We start from the raw sequence: 12,690 nt of genomic DNA on the forward strand, positions 1-12,690 counted from the left end.
GTGTTTTTCTTCTTTACTGTGAAGTTCTCCGTACACGATCCCCGATTACAGGATGTCTGTCACGCTTTTTCTGCGCTGAGTAGTTGCTTTTGTTTTATCAGGTTGCATTGTTTATACAGCAATGCGCTCACCGCAGTTTTACGGTGAGCGCACAGAAAATGAGTTTTCTTAAGCGAAGATCGGTGTCCGCACGATTGTTGCTTCGCGTCCTGGTCCTACGCCGATAGAGGAAATACGGCAATTGCATAGTTCCTCTAAACGTTCCACATATGCGCGCGCATTCACTGGCAGGTCCTCGTAGCGACGTATCCCTGTGATGTCTTCAGTCCACCCAGGCATTTCCTCGTATACGGGAATAGCGTGGTGGAATGAGGTTTGATCCATTGGCATTTCATTCATGCGAACGCCATCAACGTCGTATGCCACGCATACGGGGATTGTGTCGTATCCGGTGAGGACATCGAGTTTCGTCAAGCAAATATCTGTTAATCCGTTGATGCGAGCAGCGTAGCGAACTACCACGGCATCAAACCAGCCGCAACGGCGAGGACGTCCGGTTGTTACACCGAATTCTCTGCCTTTTCCACGGAGTGCTTGCCCTATTTCATTTGTCAGTTCTGTGGGGAAAGGACCTTCACCAACACGTGTCGTATAGGCTTTGGCCACGCCAACAACCGCATCAATACGAGTGGGGCCAACACCTGTGCCTGTCAATGCGCCGCCGGCAGTCGGATTTGATGAGGTGACGAAAGGATAGGTGCCGTGGTCAATGTCAAGCATTGTGGCTTGTCCTCCTTCAAAGAGGACAGTTTTTCCTTCGTCGAGGGCTTTGTTTACCACATATGATGCGTCAACAACCATAGGTCGAATCCGGTCCGCGTAGGAGAGGAGTTCTTCCACTACGGTATCTGGATTGATGGGTTGGGCTCCGAAGGCCTCTAAGGTTGTGTTCTTCCCAGACAGTGCGCTGTGTACTTTTTGTCGCAAAATGGATGGGTCGAAAAGGTCTTGTATGCGGATACCGATACGGTTCATTTTGTCGGCGTATGTGGGGCCGATTCCGCGACCAGTGGTGCCAATTTGCCGTTCACCTAATGATTTTTCGGTGACGCGATCCATGATGCGGTTGTAGCTGGGGATGATATGAGCGTTGGCAGAGATAAGTAATCGTGATACGTCCACACCGCGCGATGTCATTTCTTCGAGTTCTTGGAAAAGAACTTCAAGGTCAACGACGACCCCGTTACCAATAACTGGTGTGACTCCTTGCGAAAGGATACCTGCTGGAAGGAGGTGAAGTGCGTATTTTTCTTTACCTATGACAACTGTATGACCTGCGTTATTACCGCCGTTGAATTTTACGACCACATCTGTCCGTTGACCTAATTGATCTGTGGCTTTACCTTTGCCTTCATCGCCCCATTGAGCTCCGAGCACGATCACCGCTGGCATGGTGGTTCTCCTGTTTAACCGATTCTGCGTAATATGCCTCGGCACAACGCAGGCAGAACGGTGGTTCTACCTCATGAATTGTAGTCGAGAAATACTGCGAACGCTGCCAGTAAAAGTGATGTGCGTGTAAGTCACGTCATGCACAGTTATGCGTATTATTCAGAAATATCATTCTGTTTTGAGGGGCGGCCACGTGAACGCAGGGGCGCGGCTGTATATTCGCGTCCGGCTTGTGTGAGAGCACGTCGCAAAATAATTTCAATCTGCGCATTCACTGACCTTAGTTCGTCAGATGCCCATTTTGCCAGAGCGTCATGAACAAAAGGATCTAATCGCAGGAGGATACTTTTTCGCGTGTTCTTTTGCGTATGTGGGCGCTGGTCTTCCTTGGCTTTTTCAGGCAAGGAAGCGGGCGATAACAGTTGTTCTTTGTCATCGCCGCGCCCTTTTATTTTGTCGCTCACTCCATCTCCTGTCAGGAGTACAAAGAGCCAGCATTAATAACTGGGGTTGTGTTTTGTTCAGAGCAGAGGACAACAAGGAGGTTGGATACCATCTGCGCTTTTCGTTCATCATCAAGGGTCACAATGTCGTCTTGTTCAAGGCGTTTCAGTGCTTGATCGACCATTGTTACTGCACCTTCGACGATTTGTTCTCGCGCAGCGATTACCGCACCTGCTTGTTGGCGTTGCAACATTGCTTGCGCGATTTCAGGGGCATAGGCCAAGGACGATATGCGTACTTCGACAATTTCAAGACCTGCCATAGAAACACGTGCTGATAGTTCTGCAGCTAGCTCTGCGGAAACGATATCAGTTCCACCGCGTAGCGATGTTTCACCTGGGCCAGGTTCGTCGTAGGGGTGAATGGTTGCGACGTGCCGGAGCGCTGCTTCTGATTGGGTGTGAATAAATTCTTCATATTTTTCAACAGAGTAAACTGCTCGGGCTGTGTCAGCTACTTTCCATACCACGATTGCTGCAATGTTAATAGGGTTACCATCGAGGTCATTTACTTTGAGTTCTTGAGTTTCAAAGTTGCGTATTTTAACGGATACTTTCTTTCCGGTGGTTAAAGGCGGAACCCATACAAGACCTGTGCGGCGAACAGTGCCAATGTAGCGTCCGAAGAATTGTCGGACACTGGTTTGTCCTGGGGAAACTATATCCAGTGATGTCAGACCAAAAAGCAGGACAACACCAAAAACTACAGCCGAGAGAGCGAAATAAGTTCCCGCCACAGATTCATCTGTCTCTGTAGCTTGTACAGCCATGATAAATCCGTAGATGCTGCCTGCAAGTAAAGTTAAAACAAGCAGAAGGAACACGAAAGACAAACCTGAACCGTAGCTAAGTGCAGGTTTTTCAATGATTTCACCATCAGTGGTGCGTATTTGCATTGTCTGAACTTTTTGTTTGTTCATCATCTTTTCTTTCCTCTAAGAGAGGCCGTATACGCTCTGGGCGTCAAAACCTCTTAAGTGATATATATATGATATCACTTTTTTTATGAAAGAAAACCCGACGGCATTCACACACCGTCGGGCACACACTGCAACGTCACCCCTCATGCGCACGGCGCACTGACATTACCTCATATAAAGCAATACCCGTAGCCACCGCAGCATTCAAAGACTCCACCACCGAAGAAATCGGGATTGACACCACCTGATCGCATTTTTCACGCACTAAACGCGATAAACCTGAACCCTCAGCACCAGTAACTACAACCAAAGGAAGCGTCGCCAACTCCAAATCACGTAGCTCAACATCACCGCCGCCATCAAGTCCAACAACAAAGAAACCTGCACGTTTACAGTCCTCTAAAGCACGCACCAAATTCGTTGCGCGAGCTACAGGCACATGCGCAGCAGCCCCTGCCGATACCTTCCACGCAGTCGTCGTCACACCCGCACTCCGACGCTCAGGCAAAATCAGACCATCCGCACCAAAAGCACCGGCACTACGCAAAACCGCCCCCACATTATGCGGATCTGTCACCTGATCTAAAGCAACCAACAAAGGCGCATTCACCTGCTGAACAGAATCAGCAATAAGATCAGCAACATCACTGTACTCGTAGGCAGGAACCTCCACAGCAACACCCTGATGAACAGCACCATCAGTTGCCACATCCAGATCACGACGTGTCACCTCATACACGGGCGCGCCTAAAGCCGTAGCCTGACGAACGACTTCCTCTACACGATCATCTTTCACATTCCCCATCACGAAAACACGCGACAACGGAACACCGGCACGTACAGCCTCGGCCACCGGATTACGACCAGCAATAAGCTCATACCCCTCGGGCACCTTAATCGATGACTTCGCACGAGCACGAGCAATCGCGGCTTCTTGAGCTTCACGTTTTTCACGCGCAATCTTACGTTTATGCGCCGGATGATATGTCCGATCTTCAGCTTTCGGAGTCGGCCCTCGCCCCTCTAAACGCCGTCGCGAATGACCTCCCGTACCAACCGTCGCCCCTTTCTTTGAGCCAGGTTTACGTACCGCACCGCGACGCCCATCATTACCCGCCATTACTACACTCCTACTCCCACAAGTACACGCAATAACACAACAATTCAGCTTAATAGCATAAAGCTGACCTACCTGCACGCGCAGACAAAAACCGACACGATATTGCCCACAACACGCATATTTACCCTAAGCCAAATGCCAAGAGGCTCCTTCACGCCCATCTTCAACCACAATACCTGCAGCAGCTAAACGATCACGTAATTCGTCAGCACGCGCCCAATCCTTCTGTGCGCGAGCCTGAGCACGATCAGCCATAGTTGCTTCAACCAGCGCCGCCAAAACTTCAGCGCCCCTATCAGTCACGCCAAGGCAAGCCTCGGCACTATTTGTTGAAGCATTCCACTGATCGCAAGCCGGATCACACCCCCACACATCAAGCATGGAACGCACATACAGTTGCGCTCGACGTACCGCTTCCACATCCCCATCATTGAGGGCCACATTCCCCTGCTTCATGTACTCATACACCACAGCAAGAGCGCCTGCCACATTCAAATCATCATTCATCGCATCAGTAAAAGCACGCGGCAAATCCTCTGGCGTTAATGAACACACCTCCGTTTCTGGAATACGACCAGCCACCTCAATTGTGCGCGCAACAAAACCAGAAAATTTTGCCCATGCCGAAGCTGCCGCAGGTAAAGTTTGCGGCCCCCATTCGATAGCGGAACGATGATGCACCGTTGACAGCGCCCACCTGATGACTACGGCAGGATAATCGCGTGTCAAAGAATCCAAGGACAACACATTTCCCAAGGATTTACTCATTTTTTCACCGTGAGTAGTCACCCACGCATTGTGAACCCACAGGCGCGCATAATTCCACCCGGCCCCGTGTGATTGAGCCTGCTCATTTTCATGGTGAGGGAAACGCAAATCAATGCCTCCACCATGAATATCAAATTCTTCACCCAGGTAATGACAAGCCATTGCTGAACATTCAAGGTGCCATCCCGGACGACCTCGCCCCCATGGTGAATCCCATGAAGCCGTTTCTGGCTCAGATGTTTTTGCTGCTTTCCACAAGGCAAAATCACGCGGGTCACGTTTACCTGCTTCACGTGAAGAATCAATCTGAGCAGGATCTTCTGTGGTGAGCATATCCTCAAGACGCTGACGAGTTAAAGAACCATAGTCTGAAAGCGAACGCACATCGAAATACACATTATTTTGACCATCAGCATAGGCATGTCCACGATCAATAAGACGCTGAATCAAAGCAATCTGCTGGGGGATATGCCCTGTTGCTCGTGGCTCATATGTCGGTGGAATCACCCCCAGAGCACGGTAAGCTGCCGCAAATTCCTGTTCAAAACGGTAAGCCCATGCCCACCATTGCCAGTCTGCTTCCTCCGATTTCATGAGGATTTTATCGTCAATATCGGTGACATTACGTACATATGTCACCTCGTAGCCACTGCGCTTCAACCAGCGAATCAGAGTATCGAAGGCCACAGCGCTACGCAGGTGCCCTACATGCGGCGAACCTTGAACCGTCGCACCACATAAGTAAATTCCTACATGTTCTGGACGTATCGGACGAAGCGGTTGGAGCTGAGCGGTTCGTGAGTCGTACATGTGTAACGTCATAGGTCCATCGTAATAGGCTCAGCACTGCCCACGTGTATCAGCCAGATGAATCGGACATATGATACACAAACTCAACTAATACGCCTACATAGTGACAACGGAGAGGACACCCCGCCGCACTATCAGCGGTAAGCGGACCTTAGTTTCGGCCCTCATAGCTAAGGGAAGATACCTCATGATGTTCACTTGGTTGAGGAAAGGCACGCACATGTGTACGCACAAGCTCTTTTAACTTTTCCACATCATTTGGCATATCTGTCACTTTTTGTGGAGCATCCTCAATACCCAAAAAACGCTGCGGCATGGGCGGAACTTCACCGATTGCTTCAGCAACTGTGTCCGCAAATTTCACAGGTAATGCTGTTTCCATCACGACAAGTGGCGTATCCACGTGGGCCACCCATTGTTTTGCCACATGCACACCGTCAGCCGTATGAGTATCCAATAAATACCCACTGTTTTTGTAGACCTGACGTATTTGTGTCACGCGATCAGCATGACCTGAAGAACCTGACACGAAACCCCACGTGTCACGCAGTGAAGCAAATTCTGGAGTATCTGACAGATCAAAAAAGCCCTGAGTCGTCAAGGACGCACCGAAAAGATCAGCAACACGCTCAGCGTCACGATGGAGCATATCCCACACAAAACGCTCAAAATTTGACGCTTTTGAAATATCCATAGACGGTGACGAGGTGGCAAGGGTATCTGCTGATGAACGAACCCTGTACACGCCCGTACGGAAAAATTCGTCAAGAACATCATTTTCATTTGTTGCCACAATTAACGTATCGAGCGGGAGTCCCATCGAGCGCGCAATATGAGCAGCACATACGTTACCGAAGTTACCTGAAGGCACACAGACACTGATTTTCTGCTGATTCGGATGGGTTCCCCTTGCAAGTGCTACCTGTTCCGATACGCGAATCCATGTCGCCACGTAGTACACAACTTGAGCAACCAGGCGCGCCCAGTTAATTGAATTCACCGCGCCTATGTGCCATTCGGCTTTGAAATCCGCATCCATGTTGAGGGATTTGACGAGGTCTTGGCAGTCATCAAATACTCCGTCAACCGCGACGTTCACAATATTGTCATCCATCAGGGAAAACATTTGTGCTCGTTGGAAAGGAGTCATCCTACCTGCTGGAGTCAACATGACGACGGATAATCCGGCGCGTCCACGCAACGCATATTCAGCAGCCGAACCTGTGTCACCACTGGTGGCTCCGACAATGGTGAGCCAACTATTCCTGCGTGTGAGTTCATATTCAAAGAGTTCACCTAAAAGCTGCATAGCCATATCTTTGAAAGCCGCTGTCGGCCCTTCAGATAGGTGTGAGAGCCACAGGCCGTCTCCGAGGTCTGTCACGGGCACGATATCCGGTGTAGAAAATGTCGGGGTACGGTAGGCCCGTTCGCATATTCCTACAAGATCCTCAGTTGGAATATCGTCGATAAATAACGAGAGGACACGTGCCGCTAAAGCAGCATAGCCTTCCTCATTCAAAGTGGTACGCCACTGCGCGAGTATTTCTTCGGTGATCGTCGGGTAGTCCACCGGCATGTATAAACCGCCATCTGGAGCAAGTCCCATCAGCAAAATATCACTGAAGCTCATGGTGGGCGTATCTGTTGCTGAACGAGTTGAAAGGTAACGCACAGAGCGATTCTATCGGTGGAGTCTCACTTGTTGTTGAGTGTTTCATGCAAGGCCCATTCGTGCCCTCGCACGTCGTAGTGTCGCTACGAAAAAGAAGCCGTAGGCTTGAGGTATGAGCGACTCTTTATCCACTGACTTATCCGATATGTCACCTGCAGAGCCTTTTTTTCCTTTCCGAACGGGACAGGCATGTGACGTTCACGCTTTTGCTAAGGATCACGCTTCTGAGCGCCCGCTGATGCTTGCATGTTTACAGTGGCCCGATGAAACACCACTGTCGGGACATTCAGATGCAGATGTTGCAGCACATGCTTTATGTGATGCGATTCTTGCAGCCTGTGGACTGGGTGAATTAGGAACTGTTTTCGGTACAGACCGTCCGCAGTGGGCGAATGCCAGTGGAGAAACTTTTATGCGTGAGGTCATGCGTATGGCGCATGATGCGGGCTGGCGCCTTGGAAATGCTACTGTTCAAATTATCGGTAAACGTCCGCGTATGGCTGCTCGTCTACCTGAAGCATGTCAGCGCATGAGCAGTATTGTCGGCGCACCGGTTTCTGTTAGTGCAACGACAACAGACGGATTAGGTTTTACTGGCCGTGGTGATGGTTTGGCAGCGATCGCTAATGTCCTCGTATTTCGTAAAGACTTTCTTGGGGCTAACTTGTCAGGTTTCGGAGGCGTATCACAATAGCTGTACGCTCACCGGCGTACGTAAGACTGCCCAGACAAAAAGGGTCCTGCTTTGGGGAATAGATGCACGTATTTTCGCATTTAGGCCGCACACGTGGTGGGTGCGCGAAAAACTCTCGCACACCCACCGAAGGAAAGCAGTTCGGATATGTCAGTTTGTTCCGAGATTTTCCTTTTAATTCGTCGTTTCTGAGGTCTTTCCTGCGTGCCGTTCAGATTCATCGAAGTGATCTAAATGTGCTTCTTCGACTTTGACAGGCAGTATCAGTAGTAAGCCTGCCAGTAAAATCAAAGCGATGCCAAGGACACCCCAGTGCGTGTATTCTCCGCCAGGATTGACTATTTCACCTACTGTTAATGCCAGTAAGTACATGGCGGGTGCAAGGAAGGAAACAGCTCGGCCTGTTGTAGCGTAGAGGCCGAAAATTTCACCTTCACGTCCCTCGGGAATCATACGAGCCAGCAGGGAACGTGACGCAGATTGGACAGGGCCAACGAAAATACACAGGATAAGGCCAAGAATCCAAAACACTATCGGACCGTTAGCGTAGAATACGAAAATCCCTGTACCTGACAGTGTCATTGCGATAAGGGATGTGACGATAACTTTTTTGGGACCAAATTTGTCGTCTAAAGCTCCAAAGGCGATAGTCGCTAAACCTGCGACCACATTTGACGCGATCGCAAAAATCATCACATCGCTGGCAGTGAAGTGGAAAGTTGTTTTCGCAATAATTGCGCCATATGTGAATGTTCCTGCCAGGCCGTCACGAAAGACCGCTGAGGCGATCAGGAAAAACAGGGTATGCGGAGCGACTTTCTTAAGGTTCCGCACGGTTTTCCACAGTAAACGGTAGGACTGTATGAGGCTTTCGCGCCCTTCTTGAGCATCAGGTTGTTCCACATGCACATGGCGCGGTTTTGGTGATCGGATAATGACAGGTAAAGCAAAAATCGTGAATTGTGCGGCTGCCACGAGCATAGCGACACGAATATTCATGTCATTTTCAGTGGTTACACCAAACCAACCAACTTCGGGGGCTATGAATCCGACATAGATAATGAGGAGGAGGACAATCCCACCAATATAGCCGGCCCCCCAGCCAAAACCTGAAATGCGACCCATATCTTCTTTGCGGGCAATATGGTTCAGCATGGCGTTGTAGTTAACAGAGGCAAATTCAAAGAATATGTTGCCTAAGCCTAGTAGGAGCACACCCAACCACAGTGCGTTGATGGGTCCAAGTGGACTATTGGGGTACACGAAATACATGGCGAGCATACATACAACGACAAGGCCTGTAAACCATCCGAGGAGTACCCCGCCTTTGCCTCGTCTGTCTGCGCGTTGACCGGTAATTGGCGCAAGTAAAGCGATGACGAGGCCCGCAACTGTCAAACCAATGGACAGGTACCGTGATGCTGTAGCTCCGTCAGTGAATTTTCCGTCACTGGTCAGGTAGGTAGTGAACACAAAAGTTGTAGCGACAGCGTTAAATGCTGCTGATCCCCAGTCCCACATTGCCCATTCAATAACGGGGCGGGTCAGAAGTTTTCTGTGTTTTACAGTGTGATCTGACATGTATCCTCCTCGGATATTGATGTCGTTGACATCCTTCACGTGTCTTTACTCAACAGCGCGCACAGTCACGTCGATATAGGGACATGCGCATACACATGTTGCGTGCACACACGCATATTACGTGTTGTCACTGTTTGAGTATCAGTTCCGCTAACGCAAGATCGATACTAGTGGTGATTTTCATTGCCTGTAAATCACCCGTAACAACGTGGACAGTTCCTCCCATCGCTTCCACTAGTGCTGCATCATCTGTTGCAGCGGTCATTTCATTATGAGAAAGTTCAGCACCATACTCGTGAGCTCGACGTATTGTCGCCCAGGTAAAGCCTTGTGGCGTTTGAATTGCAACCATGCAACGACGTTCAGGTGTCGCTGTCACCACTCGTGGTACGTCATCGGCTGCAGAAGGTCGATCCACCATTTTTAATGTGTCTGTGACAGGCATAGCAGGAATCACGGCTTCGTACCCTTGGCGTACTGCCGTGATAACACGGGTAATCACGTCAGTAGGAGTTAAGCAACGGGCTGCATCATGTATGAGAATCACCGTATCATCTTGTAATTCATCACCGCATGTACGTGCGAGGTTGCTTATTGCGGCCAATCCTCGCCCAACAGAGGCTTGGCGCGATTGTGAGGCTCCTACGACAATGTGAACTTGCGTGTCGGTTCCTGGTACATGGTTTTCCGGAAAAACAGCGCGAAAATCGTCATACGCTTCCGGGGGGGCTGTAATGACGATACCTGCAATACCAGCGTGAGCGAGTCCACGTGCCGCGCGTAGAACAAGCGGCTGACCGACTAAAGGAATAAGAGCTTTAGGAAGAGTATTTCCTAGGCGCTTACCTGCACCCGCGGCTGTCAGCACCGCATAAGCGCGTGTCATATCAGTTGTCGTCACCTGAATGTGGTGCGTCAGTGTCAGCGTCGTCTGTATCGAGGTCCGGCATGATGATTTGTCCTTCTGCGAGGATTTCATCAAGGCGGATAGCAGCAGCCGCTTTGTCGATACCGCGCGCAAGGGCAAGTTCAGAGGTTAAGATTTGGCGCGCTTTTGTGAGCATGCGTTTTTCACCGGTTGACAGTTTCTTTTGGTCGTCACGGCGCGTCAGGTCACGGACTACCTCTGAGACACGAACAATGTCGCCTGTCGCAATTTTTTCTTGATTTGCTTTGTAGCGTCGTGACCAATTTGTTGGTTCTTCAACGTAGGGGGAACGAAGAACTGAAAGGACTTCCTCTAAGCCGTCCTCATCAACCACGTCGCGCACGCCGACAAGATCAACATTTTCTGCGGGTACTTGAATGGTGAGGTCACCTTGACTGACACGCAAAGTCAGGTAGGTCCTTTCTTCACCGCGGATTTTGCGGATCGAAATTTCTTCGATCGTGGCTGCACCGTGATGTGGATACACAACGGTCTGACCGATGGCGAACGACATTGGAGCTCCCTGCGCATATAGACAACAGCGTATTCATACTACCATTTGCTGTGCTTTAAGAGGCAGTGTGCACATTTTCCGGAATATTTACCCCGCTTTTTCGCTGTATCACACACTCCACCTCATAAAAAGAGGGCAGGGCACATATGATATGCACCCTGCCCTGTAGTATCTGTCGCCCTGAGGGCATCGACCATAGTCTTAGCTATCGGTCCGTCTCAGCGCCTTCCAGACGAGGTCTTACTTACCTTGATTCGCAACTGCCGCAATCTTTGCTTCAGCTTCAGGATCAAGGTAGCGGCCACCTTTCTTTACAGGTTGCAAAGTTTCCTCATCCAATTCATAAACCAACGGGATACCGGTGGGAATATTGACACCAGCGATTTCATCGTCGGAAATCTGATCGAGGTGCTTGACGATAGCGCGTAATGAGTTACCGTGGGCAGCGATCATTACTGTCTTTCCTGTGCGAATTTCAGGAACAATTGTTTCTTCCCAGTACGGCAACAGGCGTTCGAGCACGTCTTTTAGACATTCGGTGCTTGGGATCTGTTCACCTGCATAACGCGGGTCGCTGTCTTGAGAAAATTCTGATCCCAGTTCAATTGCCGGCGGTGGCACATCGTAGGAACGACGCCACAGCATGAATTGCTCATCACCGTATTCGTCACGGATTTCCTTTTTATTCTTCCCTTGCAAAGCACCGTAGTGACGTTCGTTGAGACGCCAGTGGCGTTGCACGGGGATCCAGTGACGATCAGCCGCATCAAGAGCCAGGTTCGCTGTCATGATTGCACGGCGAAGCATAGAGGTGAACAGAATATCCGGTAGGACACCTGCTTCCTTCAGGAATTCACCGCCGCGAGCAGCTTCTGCTCGTCCTTTTTCTGAGAGAGGAACATCCACCCAACCGGTGAATAAGTTCTTTGCATTCCATTCGCTTTCGCCGTGGCGAAGCAGCACTAATGTATAAGTCACGATCAGTATTCTCCTCTGTATCGTCGGTATTGTCTTAGGGCACAAGGCCCACTAGGGCATACACATATCATCACGGGAGGCTATTCCTCCCACATAAAGGCACGATATACCGTAAAACCTCAAAAATGGTTAGGCGTTTTCAGCGTGATACTGGCTCACTAATTCCGCAGGGATACGTCCACGTTCACTCACAGCGATCCCTCGCTTTTTCGCCCATGCGCGCACCTCGGCACTTAAACCGGGGACAGCAGTAACGCCAGATGTTCTGCGACGCTGACGGCCGCCGATACGACGTCCCGCAGCAATCCATTCATCTAACGTTTTCTTCATACGCGCGAGGTTTTCCTCAGAAAGGTCAATTTCGTAATCAATTCCATCAAAAGAAAAAGAAACTGTACGCTGAGCTTCCGCTCCATCCATATCGTCAATAAGAATTACTTTTGTTTTCTTCATGAGCGCCTCACTTTGTGACCAAAACAGAAAAGTATCCGCAGTACACCAGACATGTTTATTCTAATATAAAAGAACTTGACAGCGAACTTATAAAGAAAATATTAAAGCGTTTTATACCTCACTTATATGAGCAGAATAAAGTGAAAGTTAAATAATTTCCTTCATTCGATTCACCTCTTTAATTCTGCTCCTTAACTTTTCCTATGAAAGAGAAATAATTGACTGAAGAAGAAAATAAAATTGATTCTGGCCTGCGGAAAAATTGAAACTTAACTCATACTTTGTCTGCTTGAG

Annotated in this window: 12 protein-coding genes; 1 reads left to right on the top strand and 11 read right to left on the bottom strand. The window is 49.6% G+C overall.

Annotation, left to right across the window (positions count from 1 at the left end; translation table 11 throughout):
- Positions 1 to 168: 168 nt before the first annotated feature.
- From LRP57_RS05910 to thrC, 6 genes are all read right to left on the bottom strand, one after another.
- Entirely contained in the window at positions 169 to 1,452 is a 1,284-nt protein-coding gene (locus tag LRP57_RS05910; RefSeq protein WP_231205615.1) for an adenylosuccinate synthase, read from the bottom strand.
- Between the two features lie 155 nt (positions 1,453 to 1,607).
- Positions 1,608 to 1,856, bottom strand: coding sequence for a hypothetical protein (locus LRP57_RS05915; protein ID WP_231205786.1), 249 nt, complete (start codon positions 1,854 to 1,856; stop codon positions 1,608 to 1,610).
- A 71-nt stretch (positions 1,857 to 1,927) separates the two neighbouring features.
- A complete protein-coding gene (locus LRP57_RS05920; RefSeq protein ID WP_442984711.1) occupies positions 1,928 to 2,878 on the bottom strand; it encodes an SPFH domain-containing protein in 951 nt (316 codons plus the stop codon).
- Between the two features lie 133 nt (positions 2,879 to 3,011).
- On the bottom strand, positions 3,012 to 3,995 hold the full coding sequence (gene rlmB, locus LRP57_RS05925) for a 23S rRNA (guanosine(2251)-2'-O)-methyltransferase RlmB (protein WP_231205616.1): 984 nt from the start codon (positions 3,993 to 3,995) through the stop codon (positions 3,012 to 3,014).
- A 126-nt stretch (positions 3,996 to 4,121) separates the two neighbouring features.
- Positions 4,122 to 5,585, bottom strand: coding sequence for a cysteine--tRNA ligase (gene cysS / locus LRP57_RS05930; protein ID WP_231205617.1), 1,464 nt, complete (start codon positions 5,583 to 5,585; stop codon positions 4,122 to 4,124).
- Between the two features lie 139 nt (positions 5,586 to 5,724).
- A complete protein-coding gene (gene thrC / locus LRP57_RS05935; RefSeq protein WP_231205618.1) occupies positions 5,725 to 7,248 on the bottom strand; it encodes a threonine synthase in 1,524 nt (507 codons plus the stop codon).
- Between the two features lie 112 nt (positions 7,249 to 7,360).
- Here thrC and ispF point away from each other — a divergent pair, with 112 nt between their 5' ends.
- Positions 7,361 to 7,942 (top strand): 2-C-methyl-D-erythritol 2,4-cyclodiphosphate synthase, encoded by a 582-nt coding sequence (ispF, locus tag LRP57_RS05940; RefSeq protein ID WP_231205619.1) that lies wholly within the window; start codon positions 7,361 to 7,363, stop codon positions 7,940 to 7,942.
- Between the two features lie 174 nt (positions 7,943 to 8,116).
- Here the strand turns inward: ispF and LRP57_RS05945 are convergent, their stop codons facing one another.
- The 5 genes from LRP57_RS05945 to LRP57_RS05965 form a co-directional block, all read right to left on the bottom strand.
- Complete coding sequence (locus LRP57_RS05945; protein ID WP_231205620.1) at positions 8,117 to 9,523, bottom strand: MFS transporter; 1,407 nt, start codon at positions 9,521 to 9,523, stop codon at positions 8,117 to 8,119.
- Positions 9,524 to 9,650: 127 nt separating this feature from the next.
- Entirely contained in the window at positions 9,651 to 10,424 is a 774-nt protein-coding gene (locus LRP57_RS05950; RefSeq protein ID WP_231205621.1) for an IspD/TarI family cytidylyltransferase, read from the bottom strand.
- Entirely contained in the window at positions 10,411 to 10,965 is a 555-nt protein-coding gene (locus LRP57_RS05955; RefSeq protein ID WP_231205622.1) for a CarD family transcriptional regulator, read from the bottom strand. The genes LRP57_RS05950 and LRP57_RS05955 overlap by 14 nt, the downstream gene beginning before the upstream one ends.
- Before the next feature lie 240 nt (positions 10,966 to 11,205).
- Positions 11,206 to 11,943 carry a phosphoglyceromutase gene (locus LRP57_RS05960; protein WP_231205623.1) on the bottom strand — a complete coding sequence of 246 codons (738 nt, stop codon included), beginning with the start codon at positions 11,941 to 11,943 and terminating at the stop codon, positions 11,206 to 11,208.
- A gap of 129 nt (positions 11,944 to 12,072) precedes the next feature.
- Complete coding sequence (locus LRP57_RS05965) at positions 12,073 to 12,396, bottom strand: histone-like nucleoid-structuring protein Lsr2 (RefSeq protein ID WP_231205624.1); 324 nt, start codon at positions 12,394 to 12,396, stop codon at positions 12,073 to 12,075.
- Positions 12,397 to 12,690 lie beyond the last annotated feature (294 nt).

Origin of the sequence: Schaalia sp. lx-260, assembly GCF_021083645.1 — a bacterium.
GTDB lineage: Bacteria > Actinomycetota > Actinomycetes > Actinomycetales > Actinomycetaceae > Pauljensenia.

Bases quoted from the DNA above. Each gene is read 5' to 3' on its own strand.
- LRP57_RS05910 (WP_231205615.1), bottom strand. From the start codon at position 1,452: ATGCCAGCGGTGATCGTGCTCGGAGCTCAATGGGGCGATGAAGGCAAA.
- LRP57_RS05920 (WP_442984711.1), bottom strand. From the start codon at position 2,878: ATGATGAACAAACAAAAAGTTCAGACAATGCAAATACGCACCACTGAT.
- rlmB (WP_231205616.1), bottom strand. From the start codon at position 3,995: ATGGCGGGTAATGATGGGCGTCGCGGTGCGGTACGTAAACCTGGCTCA.
- cysS (WP_231205617.1), bottom strand. From the start codon at position 5,585: ATGACGTTACACATGTACGACTCACGAACCGCTCAGCTCCAACCGCTT.
- ispF (WP_231205619.1), top strand. From the start codon at position 7,361: ATGAGCGACTCTTTATCCACTGACTTATCCGATATGTCACCTGCAGAG.
- LRP57_RS05945 (WP_231205620.1), bottom strand. From the start codon at position 9,523: ATGTCAGATCACACTGTAAAACACAGAAAACTTCTGACCCGCCCCGTT.
- LRP57_RS05955 (WP_231205622.1), bottom strand. From the start codon at position 10,965: ATGTCGTTCGCCATCGGTCAGACCGTTGTGTATCCACATCACGGTGCA.
- LRP57_RS05965 (WP_231205624.1), bottom strand. From the start codon at position 12,396: ATGAAGAAAACAAAAGTAATTCTTATTGACGATATGGATGGAGCGGAA.